Source organism: Streptomyces sp. NPDC031445, assembly GCF_055581365.1.
Window position 1 is genome coordinate 891480 of sequence record NZ_JBVIJO010000001.1, and the last position, 14244, is coordinate 905723.

Below are 14244 nucleotides of genomic sequence, written 5' to 3' on the forward strand. Positions count from 1 at the left end.
CGTGCACCGTCGGCGATCCGGCGTCCTGCCTCGCCCCCGCGGACGGATACGCAGGTGAAACGCACTCCGAAACCTTGGTATTGTTGTCCATGTCGCCGCGCGGAACACACCCCGCAAGGCGGCAGACACCTGGTCCGGGTGGCGGAATGGCAGACGCGCTAGCTTGAGGTGCTAGTGCCCTTTATCGGGCGTGGGGGTTCAAGTCCCCCCTCGGACACTCGCGGTAACGACATGGTGGCGAGGGCCCCGACCTGACGGTCGTGGTCCTCGCTTTTTCCGTACCCGGAACCCGGGGTCCGGCGCCGCCGGCCGGACCCCGGTGCGGGCCGGCCGGCGGGACGGGTTCAGCTCCCGGCGCAGTAGGCCATGAGCGTGTCGTGGTTGGCCTTGAACTGGTCGTAGATCGCCGCGTTGTCGATCTTCAGCAGCGTCTCGTCGTTGGCCCGCAGCGCGGAGTAGGTGTAGTTGTGGCTTCCGGTCCACACCAGCTTGCGGTTGGCGACCCCGTCGTACGTTCCCTGGATCAGCAGGTACTTGGAGTGCACCCCGATCTTGTAGGTGCCGTCGGGGCTGTTCTCGTAGCACTCCACCCGCTTGGTCAGCTTGCCGTAGAGGGTGTCCGTCACCGCCTGGCTCATGGAACCCGGCGCGCCGTCGGCGGCGAGGTAGACCGAGCACCCCGAGTTCACCAGGCTGACCAGCTTCTTGGCGACCTCGTCACGGCTGAAGAGGTTCATGCCGACGCGGATCTGGGTGCCTCCGGAGCAGCTGACGTTGTCCAGGATCAGCTTGACGGTGTCGGTGCTCGCGTCGTTGTTCCACGACGTGCCGGACGCCTCGTGGCGGGGGAAGAAGTACGCCTTGTACGGGCCGGTGGAGCTGGTCGGCGTCTTGTAGTAGTCGGAGTTGCCCGACGAGGAGGATCCGTAGGACAGCAGGTCCGAGAAGTACGACTGGTAGATGCCGTACAGGCCGGAGTCCGGGATCGTCACGGCGTTGTTGAAGTAGGTGGTGCGCTGCGAGGTGGTCATGTTGTGCGAGGTCTGCACCACCACGTTGCTGGCGCCGCCCACGTTGGAGAACAGCCAGAACTTGTTGTGGTTGATCGCCGGATCGCCGGAGGTGAGCTCCCGGGTCCCGATGCAGCCGCGCGCGTTGGGGCAGGCCATCACCCACGACGACTGGGTGCGGTCGGTGCCCAGGCCGTCTTTCAGGGTGGTGTACTCGCCGCCGCTCATGGTGGTGGTGGTGTCGTCCACGATGATGCGGACCTTGACGCCTCGCGCCTTCGCGTCGACCAGCGCCTGGGCGGCCGTGTCGTCGGTGAACGTGTAGGCCGCGGCCGTGATCGACTCCCCGGCGGGGGTGGCGTTGATCAGGCTGACGATGTAGTCGCGGATCCGGTTCTGGTCGGCGGTGGTGCCTGACGGGTCGTTGAAGACGGCCGAGGTGGTGACCGTGACGGCGGCGTGGGCCGGGCTGGAGCAGATCAGGACGGTCGCGGGGAGCAGGACGGCTGTCAGGACCGCCCTCCCCATCTTCGTCAGTCGACGCACAACGATCCCTTCGCGTGACGGGCCGGAACTGAGCGTATGTCAGGAGCCTGCGACAGGTTGCCCGTTCACTCCTGTCCGTGGCAACAGTGCGCACGTGAACTCGGCCCTGCGCGCCTACCGCGCGCCCAGTGCGTGCGCTGCCGCGCGCCCGGTGCGTCCGCCACTGCGCGCCGGGTGCGTCCGCCGCGGTGGAGGACTCCGCACACGGCCTTCCGCACGGCGCGGCTGTTGCCTCCCGCACGGCCCGGCTGTTCTGTCGAATCCCTTGACGATCGACCCTCCGGCCCGGTTAACTCACGTCCTAAATTAAGTCATGAGTGCAATCCCCGAAGGGACCCGGGAGCCATGCGCAGCATCCGAGCCGCGGCCGTAGGCGCCGTCACCCTGTCTCTCGCCCTCGCGGCCACGGCCTGCGGAGGCGGATCGTCCACCAACGGCGGGTCGAACGACTCACCCAAGACGCTGACGTACTGGGCCTCCAACCAGGGCGCCAGCGTCGCCGTGGACAAGAAGGTCCTCCAGCCGGAACTCGACAAGTTCGAGAAGCAGACCGGCATCAAGGTGAAGCTGGAGGTCGTGCCCTGGTCGGATCTGCTAAACCGGATCCTGACCGCGACCACCTCCGGCCAGGGCCCGGACGTGCTGAACATCGGCAACACCTGGAGCGCCTCCCTCCAGGCGACCGGCGGACTGCTGTCGTGGGACCAGAAGAACTTCGCCAAGATAGGCGGCAAGGAACGCTTCTCCGACACGGCTCTCGGCTCGACCGGCGCCCAGGGCAAGGACCCGGCCGCCGTCCCCCTGTACTCGATGGCGTACGCCCTCTACTACAACAAGAAGATCTTCGCCGACGCCGGGATCAGCAAGCCCCCGGCCACCTGGGACGAGCTGATCGCCGACGGCAAGAAGATCAACGCCAAGGGCAAGTCCGTGCTCGGCGCCGAGGGCGCCAACCTGTCGGAGAACATCCACCACGTCTTCGTCTTCGCCAAGCAGCACGGCGCCGACTTCTTCACCGCCGACGGCAAGCCCGACTTCACCAACCCCAAGATCGTCGAGGCGGTGAAGAGCTACGTCGACCTGATGGCCAAGGACAAGGTCATCCCGGCCGGCGACGCCGAGTACGCGCAGAACCAGTCCGTCAGCGACTTCGCCAAGGGCAAGCAGGCGATGCTGCTGTGGCAGTCCGCCACCGCCAACCTCAAGTCCCAGGGCATGAGCGAGGACACCTACGGCGTCGCGCCGGTACCGGTGGTCTCCGGGGCGCCCGGCGCCGGCACCCAGGTCAACTCGGCGGTCATGGGCATCAACATCGCCGTCTTCAAGAACACGCACAACCTCGACGGCGCCACGAAGTTCGTGAAGTTCATGACCTCCGACGCCGAGCAGAAGATCCTGAACACCGCGTACAGCTCCATCCCGCCGGTCAAGGCAGCCCAGGGTGACGCGGCGTTCAACGCGCCGGGCACCGCCGTGCTGAAGGACACCCTCGCCAAGAGCGCCGCCGCGCTGCCGCAGGTGGCGTCCGAGTCGCAGTTCGAGACGGCCGTCGGTACGGCCGTCAAGGAGCTGTTCGCCGACGCCGCCGCCGGACGCGCCGTGACCACCGACTCGGTCAAGGCGAAGCTGGAGAAGGCCCAGCAGCAGATGCCGGCGGCCTGACGACGATGACGACCACCGCACTGAAGGAACCGGTGCGCGAGACCTCCCCCGGTGCGGCGCGCGAACCCCGCCGCCGCGCCGGGCGGATCAGACGCGTCTCCCTGCCGTACCTGCTCCTGCTGCCCGCCCTGCTCCTCGAACTCCTCGTCCACCTGGTGCCGATGGCGATCGGCATCGTGATGAGCTTCAAGCAGCTCACCCAGTTCTACATCCGCGACTGGGGCACCGCCCCCTGGAACGGCTTCGACAACTACAAGGTGTCGGTCGACTTCGACGCCCCCGTCGGCAAGGCGCTGCTCCAGTCCTTCGGCATCACCGTCGGCTTCACCCTGCTGTCGGTCGGCCTGTGCTGGCTGATCGGCACGGCCGCCGCCGTCTACATGCAGGGCACCTTCCGGGGCCGCGGCCTGCTGCGCGCCCTGTTCCTGGTGCCGTACGCGCTGCCCGTCTACGCGGCCGTCATCACCTGGGTGTTCATGTTCCAGCACGACAACGGCCTGGTGAACCACGTGCTGCACGACCAGCTGCACCTCACCGACAAGCCGTCGTTCTGGCTGATCGGCGACAACAGCTTCTACGCCCTGCTCACCGTGTCCGTGTGGAAGGGCTGGCCGTTCGCGTTCCTGATCGTGACGGCCGGGCTGCAGAACATCCCCCGGGAGCTGTACGAGGCCGCCGCGCTGGACGGCGCGGGAATGTGGCAGCAGATCCGCCGCATCACCCTGCCGTCGCTGCGCCCGGTCAACCAGGTGCTGGTCCTGGTGCTGTTCCTGTGGACGTTCAACGACTTCAACACGCCCTACGTGCTGTTCGGCAAGGCCGCTCCCGAGGCGGCCGACCTGATCTCGGTGCACATCTACCAGTCCTCCTTCGTCGCCTGGAACTTCGGCACCGGCTCGGCCATGTCCGTCCTGCTGCTGCTGTTCCTGCTCGTCGTGACGGGCGGATACCTGCTGCTGACCTCGCGCGGACGGAGGGCCTCCCATGCCTGACCTGTCGCTCTCGCCCCCGCGCACCTCGCCGATGGCGCCCCCGCGTTCCTTCGTGTGGTCGCGCCGGGTGTTCCTCACGCTGCTCGCCGGGTTCGTACTGCTCCCGGTGTACGTGATGATCTCCAGCTCGCTGAAGCCGCTCGCCGACGTCACCGGCAAGTTCCGCTGGCTGCCCAGCGAGCTGACCATCCGGCCGTACATCGACATCTGGTCGACCGTGCCGCTCGCGAAGTACTTCATGAACTCGCTGATCGTGGCGGGCGCGGCCACGGTGTGCTCGGTGGTCATCGCCGTGTTCGCGGCCTACGCCGTCAGCCGCTACGAATTCCGCGGCAAGCGCGTCTTCACGGTCACCGTGCTGTCCACGCAGATGCTCCCGGGCATCCTCTTCCTGCTCCCGCTCTTCCTGATCTACGTCAACATCGGCAACGCCACCGGCATCGCCCTGTTCGGCTCCCGCGGCGGGCTGATCCTGACCTACCTCACCTTCTCGCTGCCGTTCTCCATCTGGATGCTGATCGGCTACTTCGACTCGGTGCCGCGCGACCTGGACGAGGCGGCGCTCGTGGACGGCTGCGGCCCGTTCGGCGCGCTGTTCCGGATCGTCGTACCGGCCGCGATCCCGGGCATCGTCGCGGTCGCCGTCTACGCCTTCATGACCGCCTGGGGCGAGGTGCTCTTCGCCTCGGTCATGACCAACGACAACACCCGCACCCTCGCCGTCGGCCTCCAGGGCTACTCCACCCTGTACGACGTCTACTGGAACCAGATCATGGCCGCCTCGCTGGTCGTCAGCGTGCCCGTGGTGGCCGGCTTCCTGCTGCTCCAGCGCTATCTCGTCGCGGGTCTGACGGCGGGCGCCGTCAAGTGACCCCCACCCCTGATCCCGAAGGGACTTCCGTGTCCGAAGCCATCGACCTCGCAGCCCTCCCGCCCGACTTCCTGTGGGGAACGGCCACAGCGGCGTACCAGATCGAGGGGGCCGTCGCCGAGGACGGCCGTTCGCCCTCGATCTGGGACACCTTCTCGCACACCCCGGGGAAGATCGCGAACGGTGACAACGGCGACGTCGCCTGCGACCACTACCACCGCTGGCGCGGGGACATCGGCCTGATGCGGCAACTCGGCGTCAACGCCTACCGGTTGTCCGTGGCCTGGCCCCGGGTGGTCCCCGGCGGCACCGGTGCGGTGAACCCCAAGGGACTCGCGTTCTACGACGAACTGGTGGACGCGCTGCTGGAGGCGGGCATCACCCCGTCCGTCACGCTCTACCACTGGGACCTGCCGCAGGCGCTCCAGGACCGCGGCGGCTGGCCGGAGCGGGACACCGCCCTGGCGTTCGCGGAGTACGCCTCGGTGGTCGCCGAACGCCTCGGCGACCGCGTCAAGCTCTGGGCCACCCTCAACGAGCCGTCCTGCTCGGCCTGGATCGGCCACCTCGAAGGCACGATGGCGCCGGGCTGGACCGACCTCACCGCCGCCGTCCGCGCCTCCTGCCACCTGCTCCTCGGCCATGGCCTCGCCACCCAGGCGATCCGTGCCGCCGCCCCCGGCGCGCAGGTCGGCATCGTCAACAACCTCTCCACCGTGCACCCGGTCAGCGACCGCCCCGAGGACCTGGCGGCGGCCCGCCGGCACGACGGCCATGTCAACCGCTGGTGGCTCGACCCCGTGCACGGCCGCGGCTTCCCCGCCGACATGGTGGAGACGTACGGCGTCGAACTCCCCGTCGACGACGCCGACCTGGCCACCATCGCGGCCCCGCTCGACTGGCTCGGCCTGAACTACTACTTCCCCGCGTACGTCACCGACGACCCGGAGGGGCCCGCTCCGTACGTCCGTTCCGTCCGCCGCGAGGGCGTCCCGCGCACCGGTATGGACTGGGAGATCGACGCCTCCGGCATCGAGACGCTGCTGCTGAGGCTCACCGAGGAGTACGGCGCCCGGAAGATCTACGTCACCGAGAACGGCTCCGCCTTCCCGGACGTGGTCCGCCCCGACGGCAGCGTCGACGACCCGGAGCGCCAGGACTACCTGGAGCGCCACCTCGCCGCCTGCGCCTCCGCCGCCCGCAAGGGCGCCCCGCTGGCCGGCTACTTCGCCTGGTCGCTGCTGGACAACTTCGAGTGGGCGTACGGCTACGACAAGCGGTTCGGCCTGGTCCACGTCGACTACCGCACCCAGGTCCGCACGATCAAGGGCAGCGGCCGCCGGTACGCGGACATCGTCCGCGTCCACCGCGGCCAGACACGCCGGGCCGCCTGAGCCACGGCCCGGACGGCCGGTGGACACGACTGGGGAGTTCGTGTCCACCGGCCCACCTCCCCCCCAAGGCTGTCATGTACGTGACATAAATCAGGAAGCGCACCTCCACCCCACAAGGAGAGCCGCATGCCCAGCCGCATCCCCCGCACCCTGCTCGCCGCCCTGGCCGCCACGGCCCTGCTCTGCTCCGGCCCGCTCCTGGCCGAGCCCGCCGCCGCGGCCCCCGCCGCCGCCGGCTGGGACACCGACCGCGCGGCCGCCGCCTACGCGGTGAACCCCGCGGCCGTCACCGCCTCCGGCAGCGAGAACGCCGGCACCACGCCCGGCCTCGCCTTCGACGGCAACGGCGCCACCCGCTGGTCCAGCGACTTCGCCGACGACGCCTGGATCCGCGTCGACCTCGGCTCGGTGATCCGGGTCGACCGCGTCGTCCTCGACTGGGAAGCCGCCTACGGCAAGCGCTACGTGCTGGAGGCGTCCCGCGACGGCACCGCCTGGACGCCCTTCTACACCGAGACCGCGGGCACCGGCGGCTCGGTCACCGCGCACACCTACCCCCAGGAGGTCACCGGCCGCTACATCCGCCTGCGCGGCCTCGAACGCGCCACGCCGTACGGCTACTCGCTGTGGGACTTCAAGGTCTACGGCGGCGAACCCGCACCCGCGTCGACCACCCGCACCAACCTCGCCCTGAACCACCCCGCGTACTCGAACTTCTACCAGCACGCCGGGAACTCGCCCGCGTTCGTCACCGACGGCGGCTGGCCCGCCAACCTCAAGGACGACGCGAGCCGCTGGTCCAGCGACTGGAACGCGGACCGCTGGGTCTCGGTCGACCTGGGCGCCCCCTCGGTCATCTCCTCCGTCGACCTCTACTGGGAGGCGGCCTACGCCGTCGACTACCAGCTCCAGGTCTCCGACGACAACCGCACCTGGCGCACGGTGTACCAGCCGTCGGCCGCCGACGTGGCCGCCCGCCGCGCCAACGTGAAGTCCCCGGCCGATGCGGTGGGCCTGCACGACACCGTCACCCTGCCCGCACCCGTCACCGGCCGCTACGTGCGCATGCTCGGCAAGGAGCGCCGCTCCTTCTACAATCCGGCCCCCGCCACGGCCCAGTTCGGCTACTCGCTGTACGAGTTCCAGGTCTGGGGCACCGGCGGCAGCGCCTCCGCCGCGTACCCGGCCCTGCCCGCCGACCAGCCGGGCGCCTACCGCACCACCTTCTTCGACGACTTCACGGGCGCCTCGCTCGACCGCTCGAAGTGGCGCGTGGTGCGCACCGGCACCGAAATGGGGCCGGTCAACGGGGAGTCCCAGGCGTACGTCGACTCCCCGGACACCGTCCGCACCGAGAACGGCGAGCTGATCCTCCGGGCGAAGTACTGCAAGGGCTGCACCCGGGCGGGCGGCGGCACCTACGACTTCACCTCCGGCCGCATCGACACCAACACTCGTTTCGACTTCACCTACGGCAGGGTCAGCGCCCGGATGAAACTGCCCGTCGGCGACGGGTTCTGGCCGGCCTTCTGGCTGCTCGGCAGCAACGTGGACGACCCGTCCGTCTCCTGGCCGGCCTCCGGCGAGACCGACATCATGGAGAACATCGGCTACCCCGACTGGACCAGCACCGCCCTGCACGGCCCCGGCTACTCGGCCGACGGCAACATCGGCGCCCGCCAGACGTACCCCGGCGGCGGCACGGCCGACCAGTGGCACACCTACGCGGTGGAGTGGACCCCGACGGCGATGCGGTTCTTCGTCGACGACCGCCTGGTCCAGGAGACGACCCGCAACAAGGTGGAGTCCACCCGGGGCCAGTGGGTCTACGACCACAACCAGTACGTCATCCTGAACCTCGCCCTCGGCGGCGCCTACCCGGCCGGCTGGAACAAGGCCACCACCCCCTACTGGGGCCTGCCCCAGTCCAGCGTGGACCGGATCGCGGGCGGGGGAGTGCAGGCGGAGGTGGACTGGGTGCGGGTGGAACAGAAGGGGTGACCGGACACACCCAGGACCGCGGCACCCTGAGGTGGCGAGCCGTGCAGGACCGAGGGGTCGCCGATGGGGCACTCGCCGCGGCGCCGGACTGAGGTGAACCCCGTGTGCTGCGCGGCCCGGGCCGGGACTCGGCCAAGGCGTCCTGGCCCCTCGGCCACGCCGGCGTGCAAGCCCTGGTCGAGGGTGGCCGTTGACCTCACACGCCCGCCTCCGCCAGGAACGGGCTGGGCTTGCCGTGCCAGGAGACGTACAGGCTGTCGCGGGCCCGGGTGCAGGCGACGAAGAGCAGGCAGCGTTCGGACATCAGGTCCGTCTCGTGCTGCTTGGCGTCCAGCTCGGGCGGCGTGACCGCCTTCGGGAAGGGCAGTGCGTCCTCGGTGACGCCGATGACCGCGACACAGCGGAACTCCAGGCCCTTGAACGAGTGCATGGTGCCGACCCGCACCGTCGGCGCGTCACCGGTCGTGGCGTCGGCGGTGCGCAGGGTGGCGGCCGGGACACCGGCGTCCTTCAGGCGCGCCACCGCTTTCGCGCACGTCTTGTTGAAGCGGGCGCTGACCCCGATCTCCCCGGCGCCGACACCCGCGTCCATCCACGCCCGCACCTGGGCGACCAGCGTGTCCAGCTCGGCCTCCTCCGTCTCCGCCGCGTGCACGACGGGCCCGTCGCCGTGGAGGGCGGAACGGTAGCCGAGCAGGGTCTCGTTGCGGTTCTCGTCCTCCAGCTGGGCGATCGGGCGGCCGATCAGCAGTGCCGTGGACCAGCGGAGGATCTCCTGTGTGCTGCGGTAGTTCTTGCGCAGCTTCACCGACCGCCCGGCCACCTTGATACCGAGCGACTTGAGGGACACCTTGGAGTCGTAGATGCGCTGGTGCGGGTCGCCCGCGATGAACAGGTCGTCCGGACGGGCGGGGACGGCGGCGCGCAGCAGCCGCCACTGCACCGGGTGCAGGTCCTGCGCCTCGTCGACCACGACATGCCGGTACCGCGGCCCGCTCTCCTCCAGCAGCCGCGCCGCCTCCGCGCACGTCTGCAACCAGGTGCGGCACCCGTCCGCCGCGAGGTCGGCCGTGAACCGCTCGACCGTCCGCCAGACCAACGGCCGGTCGGCCGCCGCGAGCCGGCTCCCGCGGCCCCGCCGGTCCGCCGCCTCGTACGCGGCCAGGGTCCGGATGTCCTGGGCCAGGACGACGTGCCGGTACTCCTGGGCGAGGAACTGCGCGCTGCCGTGGAAGCCCGTGGCCTCGGCGGCCTTGCCCCAGCGGCTCTCCTCCTCGTTGCCCAGCAGCGGCCGCAGCGCCACCGCGTCCGGGGCCTCGGCGACGACACGGCCGGCGAAGCCGTCCACCGTCGAGATGTCCACCCGCTCCCGCAGCTCCGGGTCCTCCACCAGGGACTCCAGACCCGAGCGCAGGGCGTTGACGAGCGCGTTGGTGTAGGTGGTGAGCAGGATGCGGTCGCCGTCGCGCAGGTGCCCGAGCAGGTGCTTGACCCGGTGCAGTGCGACGACGGTCTTGCCGGTGCCAGGGCCTCCGGTGACCTGGGCGGGCCCCGAGTAGGACGCCCGGTAGGCCACCTTCCGCTGGGAAGGGTGCAGGAAGACCCGCCAGGCCGCGAAGGGCTTCTCCAGGATGTCCCGCAGTTCCTCGGACGCCGTGACCAGCGCGATGCGCGCCCGGCTGTGCCGGATCGCCGTCTCGAAGTCCTGCGTGTCGACCGGCTGCGCCGACGCCTGCAGCGCGGGCGCCACGATGTCCTGCCAGACCTCCTCCACCGTGCAGCCCGCGGCGAGGTACTGCAGCACCTCGCGCTGGTCCTGGGGCAGCAGCGGCGCGAAGACGTCCAGTTGCTCCTGGTCGACGAGCGACCGGGCCTGCCGCAGCGTCTCGTCGTCGATGCCGAGCGCCTTCAGGTCCCCGTCGGAGAACTTCGCGAACAGCCGCTCCTTCGGCGAGTTCTCGGCCACCTGCTCGTACGCCGGCGTGATCTCGTCCAGGGTCGCCGCGTCCCGGATCTCGACGGCCCGCGTCACCTCGTTGATGCTGGACTTCTGCTTCTTCGCCCAGGCGATGGCCTTGTCGTGCTGCATGACCCGCAGCAGCACGAAGGTGTCGCCGGAGGCCGGGGCGAGGACCACACCGCGCCAGAACTGGTCGATGCGGATGGTCCGGATCTGCTTGTCCCGCGCGTTCGTCAGGCTCTCCAGCTTCAGCCCCTGGTCCTTGAAGAGCTGGTCGAGAGTGAGCCGGCCGAACTTCTCCCAGGCGTCCAGCACGCCTTTCCTGACCGGGGGCTGGAGCTTGGGGAGCTCGGCGAAGAAACCGATGTCGAAGGCGAGCTGGGGCATGGGAGGATCCTAAGGCTCCGGCGGGGCGGTAGGGGGACGGAAGGCCAGGTCAGGAAGGCACACCGGGCCCATCGCCGTCGAGATCCAGACGGATCACGGCCAGGGTCTCGGCCACTTCGGCGGTCAGTTCGTCGTCCGGGCCGAACACCAGGCACAGGTCCGCGTGCAGCGGGTCCAGGACGTCGAAGGCGTCCGCCGTCCGGCCCTGAGCGAGCAGCAGCATGCCGATGTCCCGGCGCAGTTCCACCGCGTTCTCGCTCACGTCGCCGTCGACGGCGCGGACGACGTCGAGGACGTCGTTCAGTCCGGCCAGCGCCTCGGTCACCTGGCCTAGTTCGCCACGGCAGCGGGCCGCCTGGGCACGGCTGTTCAGCGCGTCCTCGCTGCTCGGTCCGCTGACCCGGGCGAAGGCGTCGGCGAGCGCCTCGAACTCGGGCAGCGCGGCCCGGTGGTCCCCCGCCAGCTGACGGCTGACCACCCGCCACGTGCGCAGCCGCAGCACCGCCTTGTTGTCCGAGCCGAGGGCGCGGGCGGCCGGCCCGATCAGCTCGTCCACCACCTCGGCGGCCTGTGCGTACCGCTCCTCCTCCATCAGGGCGAGGTAGTGCTCGTGGACTTCGCGGATCTGCTCACGCAGCGCCTCCCGCTCGGCCGCCGGTACGACCGGCGGTGCGCCCGGTCCGGCGGCGGCACCGGGCCGCACGCTCCCGCTGCCGGCGCGGGAACGGGGGGCGTAGGGGCGGCGGAAGATCCCGGTCGGATCGGGCGCCCCGGCGGGCCCCACATCCTCCGACGCCGACTCCTCTCCCGGCGCGGGCAGGAACGGCCGCAGCCGCTCGTACACCTCCTGCACGTCCGCCGGACGTGCCTCGGGCGCCTTGCGAAGCAGGTCGAGGACCAGCTCCTCCAGGGCCTGGGGTACGTCGGCACGCAGCTGCCGCAGGGGCGTCGGCGCCGCGTTGACGTGCTGCATCATCAGCTGGAACTCGCTGTCCCCGGTGAACAGCGGGCGCCCACAGAGCAGTTCGTGCACGAGGCAGCCCAGCGCGTACAGATCGGTGCGCGGTGTGACCCGGCCGCCGCGCACCTGTTCCGGCGCCATGTACTGGTGCGTGCCGATGGGGCTGCCCGTCGCGGTCAGCTTGGTGACGTCCGTCCGCAGCATGGCCGCGATGCCGAAGTCCAGCACCTTCACCGTGCCGTCCCGCGCGACGAGGACGTTCCCCGGCTTCAGGTCGCGGTGCACCACGGGCACGTCGTGCGCGTACGACAGCACGGTCGCCACCTGCGCCGCCACGGCCACCGCCCAGCTCACGGGGAGCGGCCGGTCCGGGTGCACGTACGCGGTCAGCGGCACGCCGTCGACCAGCTCCATCACCAGGAACAACTGCTCGTACGACTCGTCGAGGACCGCGTCGTACACCTGTGGCACGCCCGGGTGCTGGATCCGCGCGGTGATCCGTGCCTCGCGCCGGAACCGCTTCTCGAACTCCTCCGCCGCGTGCGGTGACGTCACGGCCTGCGGGCGGATCAGCTTCACGGCGACCGGCCGGTCCAGAACGGCGTCGTAGCCGCGCCAGACGTCCCCCATGCCGCCGTGGCCGAACTGCTCCAGCAGCTCGTAGCGTCCCGCGATCCGTCCAGCGTCCGGCACCTGGTCCCCGCCCCGCCCCGTCGAGTGTCCGACGTCTTCCTCGCTCTTGGATGTGCTCGGCACTCAGTTTCGCGGGTGCGGGTTTCGCGCGTCCAGCCAGGTGGCGGGTTCCTACGTGATCAGGTCAGGCGCGGGGCGGTGAGTTCGGCCCACACGGTCTTGCCGGGGCCGCCGTCGGCGCGAGGAGTCCAACCCCATCGGTCGGCCAGGGCCTCGACAAGGAGGAGTCCGCGCCCACTGTCGCACGGTTCGTTCTCCGGTGCGGGGTCGGGCAGGCGGGGGAGGCGTTCGCCGCGGGTGTCGGTGACCGCGATGCGTACGGTGCCGGTGGCCGGATCGGCGGTGAGGCAGACGCGGAAGTCGCGGCCGGCCACGTGCCCGTGCCGGACGGCGTTGGCACACAGTTCCGCCGTGACGAGGGTGAGGATGTCATGCGCGTCGCTGCCGTACGGGATGCCCCAGGCGTCGAGCCGGGTTCCGCACAGCCGCCGGGCCAGGCGGGCGCCGCGCGGTGTCGAACTGAAGCGCATCGTGAACTGGTGCACCGCGAGGGGTGATTGTGCTGCGGTCATGCACTCACCGTGGCCTCCTGTGGCATAGCGTGACCAGTGGTGACGCGCTGACGCCGGGTCTTCGTACGGGGCGGGCGCGGGCGCCGTACGTGGCGGTACGCGGGGGAGAGGCGGCGGAGCGGTGACGATGGCGAGGGACGAGGAGCCGGAGCGGCGGCAGGAGCGGCCGGAGGACGAGCCGGGGACGGGCGTGGTGACCGCGTTCGGGCGGCAGTTGAAGCTGCTGCGGGTGCGGGCGGGGCTGGAACGGGCCGAGTTCGGCAAGCGGGTCGGGTACTCGGCTGACACGGTGGCCTCCATCGAGCAGGGGAGGCGGATTCCGCAGGCTCGGTTCATCGAGAAGGCGGACGAGGTGCTGGGTGCCGGTGGCGTGTTGACGGCACTGAAGGAGGAGGTGGGGCGGGCTCAGTATCCGGCGTTCTTCCGGGATGCGGCACGGCTGGAGGCGGACGCGCAGGAGCTTCTCCTCTACGCGGTGCAGGCAGTGCCGGGGCTTCTCCAGACCGAGGAGTACACGCGTGCTCTGCTCGCCATGCGGCGCCCGTTGCTGGACGAGGACACCATCGAGCAGCGCGTGGCGGCACGACTGGCACGCCAAGAGATCTTCAACCGCTGGCCGGCGCCCCTCGTGAGCTTCGCCATCGAGGAAGCGGTGCTCCGCAAGCCGTTCGGCGGCAAGCCGGTCCTTCGCGGGGTGCTCGAAAACATCCTGCTGGTCGGGCACAAGCGCAATGTCGAGATCCAGGTGGTGCCGAACGACAGTGAGGACAACGCCGGTGTGGACGGGCCCTTCACGTTGATCACACCGAGGAAGGGAGACCAGATCGTGTACCTGGAAGTGCAGGGGCGCAGCATCCTGGTGACCGACCGGGACGAGGTACGGTCTGTCTCAGCACGCTATGGGATCATCCGCAGCCAGGCTCTCACTCCGCGAGAGTCCCTGGGATTCGTAGAGAAGGTGCTGGGAGAGCTATGAACACCGGCGAGTCGTGGCGCAAGAGCAGCTACAGCGGCGCGGAGGGCGGCGAGTGCATCGAGATCGCCGAGGCGGACGGAGCCGTGTGGGTCCGTGACTCCAAGCGTCCCGCAGAGGGCAAGCTGTCTTTCGGGACCGAGGCGTGGGACGGCTTCATACGGATGGCCGCCCGGCGCTGAACCGGCAGGGCCCGGTACCTGCGTCGCACCGGGCCCCGAC

At 70.1% G+C, this 14244-nt stretch carries 11 protein-coding genes and 1 tRNA gene; 8 read left to right on the top strand and 4 right to left on the bottom strand.

Annotated elements, in window-relative coordinates:
* Window positions 1–132: 132 nt before the first annotated feature.
* Window positions 133–217 (top strand) — tRNA-Leu (locus tag ACZ5DC_RS03710).
* 127 nt (window positions 218–344) lie between these two features.
* Here ACZ5DC_RS03710 and ACZ5DC_RS03715 read toward each other — a convergent pair.
* Complete coding sequence (locus tag ACZ5DC_RS03715) at window positions 345–1538, bottom strand: phospholipase D-like domain-containing protein (RefSeq protein WP_468649006.1); 1194 nt, start codon at window positions 1536–1538, stop codon at window positions 345–347.
* A 363-nt stretch (window positions 1539–1901) separates the two neighbouring features.
* Between ACZ5DC_RS03715 and ACZ5DC_RS03720 the strand changes: the two genes are divergently transcribed.
* From ACZ5DC_RS03720 to ACZ5DC_RS03740, 5 genes are all read left to right on the top strand, one after another.
* Window positions 1902–3218, top strand: coding sequence for an ABC transporter substrate-binding protein (locus tag ACZ5DC_RS03720; protein ID WP_468649008.1), 1317 nt, complete (start codon window positions 1902–1904; stop codon window positions 3216–3218).
* 5 nt (window positions 3219–3223) lie between these two features.
* A complete protein-coding gene (locus tag ACZ5DC_RS03725; protein WP_468649010.1) occupies window positions 3224–4210 on the top strand; it encodes a carbohydrate ABC transporter permease in 987 nt (328 codons plus the stop codon).
* A 31-nt stretch (window positions 4211–4241) separates the two neighbouring features.
* Entirely contained in the window at window positions 4242–5081 is an 840-nt protein-coding gene (locus ACZ5DC_RS03730; RefSeq protein WP_468649922.1) for a carbohydrate ABC transporter permease, read from the top strand.
* A 29-nt stretch (window positions 5082–5110) separates the two neighbouring features.
* On the top strand, window positions 5111–6475 hold the full coding sequence (locus ACZ5DC_RS03735) for a GH1 family beta-glucosidase (protein WP_468649012.1): 1365 nt from the start codon (window positions 5111–5113) through the stop codon (window positions 6473–6475).
* A 126-nt stretch (window positions 6476–6601) separates the two neighbouring features.
* Complete coding sequence (locus ACZ5DC_RS03740; protein ID WP_468649014.1) at window positions 6602–8476, top strand: discoidin domain-containing protein; 1875 nt, start codon at window positions 6602–6604, stop codon at window positions 8474–8476.
* A 196-nt stretch (window positions 8477–8672) separates the two neighbouring features.
* On the opposite strand, the gene ACZ5DC_RS03745 is transcribed toward ACZ5DC_RS03740, so the two are convergent.
* From ACZ5DC_RS03745 to ACZ5DC_RS03755, 3 genes are all read right to left on the bottom strand, one after another.
* The gene (locus ACZ5DC_RS03745) at window positions 8673–10823 is read right to left on the bottom strand and encodes a UvrD-helicase domain-containing protein (protein WP_468649016.1); all 2151 of its coding nucleotides are present in this window, start codon (window positions 10821–10823) and stop codon (window positions 8673–8675) included.
* A gap of 49 nt (window positions 10824–10872) precedes the next feature.
* A complete protein-coding gene (locus tag ACZ5DC_RS03750; RefSeq protein WP_468649018.1) occupies window positions 10873–12477 on the bottom strand; it encodes a serine/threonine-protein kinase in 1605 nt (534 codons plus the stop codon).
* Window positions 12478–12596: 119 nt separating this feature from the next.
* Window positions 12597–13049 (bottom strand): ATP-binding protein, encoded by a 453-nt coding sequence (locus tag ACZ5DC_RS03755; RefSeq protein ID WP_468649020.1) that lies wholly within the window; start codon window positions 13047–13049, stop codon window positions 12597–12599.
* A 127-nt stretch (window positions 13050–13176) separates the two neighbouring features.
* Between ACZ5DC_RS03755 and ACZ5DC_RS03760 the strand changes: the two genes are divergently transcribed.
* Both ACZ5DC_RS03760 and ACZ5DC_RS03765 read left to right on the top strand, forming a co-directional pair.
* Window positions 13177–14025 carry a helix-turn-helix domain-containing protein gene (locus ACZ5DC_RS03760; protein WP_468649022.1) on the top strand — a complete coding sequence of 283 codons (849 nt, stop codon included), beginning with the start codon at window positions 13177–13179 and terminating at the stop codon, window positions 14023–14025.
* Complete coding sequence (locus ACZ5DC_RS03765; protein WP_468649024.1) at window positions 14022–14204, top strand: DUF397 domain-containing protein; 183 nt, start codon at window positions 14022–14024, stop codon at window positions 14202–14204. The genes ACZ5DC_RS03760 and ACZ5DC_RS03765 overlap by 4 nt, the downstream gene beginning before the upstream one ends.
* The last annotated feature ends 40 nt before the right edge of the window (window positions 14205–14244 follow it).

Bases quoted from the DNA above. Each gene is read 5' to 3' on its own strand.
- ACZ5DC_RS03730 (WP_468649922.1), top strand. From the start codon at position 4,242: ATGGCGCCCCCGCGTTCCTTCGTGTGGTCGCGCCGGGTGTTCCTCACG.
- ACZ5DC_RS03745 (WP_468649016.1), bottom strand. From the start codon at position 10,823: ATGCCCCAGCTCGCCTTCGACATCGGTTTCTTCGCCGAGCTCCCCAAG.
- ACZ5DC_RS03755 (WP_468649020.1), bottom strand. From the start codon at position 13,049: ATGACCGCAGCACAATCACCCCTCGCGGTGCACCAGTTCACGATGCGC.
- ACZ5DC_RS03720 (WP_468649008.1), top strand. From the start codon at position 1,902: ATGCGCAGCATCCGAGCCGCGGCCGTAGGCGCCGTCACCCTGTCTCTC.
- ACZ5DC_RS03765 (WP_468649024.1), top strand. From the start codon at position 14,022: ATGAACACCGGCGAGTCGTGGCGCAAGAGCAGCTACAGCGGCGCGGAG.
- ACZ5DC_RS03760 (WP_468649022.1), top strand. From the start codon at position 13,177: ATGGCGAGGGACGAGGAGCCGGAGCGGCGGCAGGAGCGGCCGGAGGAC.
- ACZ5DC_RS03740 (WP_468649014.1), top strand. From the start codon at position 6,602: ATGCCCAGCCGCATCCCCCGCACCCTGCTCGCCGCCCTGGCCGCCACG.
- ACZ5DC_RS03725 (WP_468649010.1), top strand. From the start codon at position 3,224: ATGACGACCACCGCACTGAAGGAACCGGTGCGCGAGACCTCCCCCGGT.
- ACZ5DC_RS03715 (WP_468649006.1), bottom strand. From the start codon at position 1,538: ATGGGGAGGGCGGTCCTGACAGCCGTCCTGCTCCCCGCGACCGTCCTG.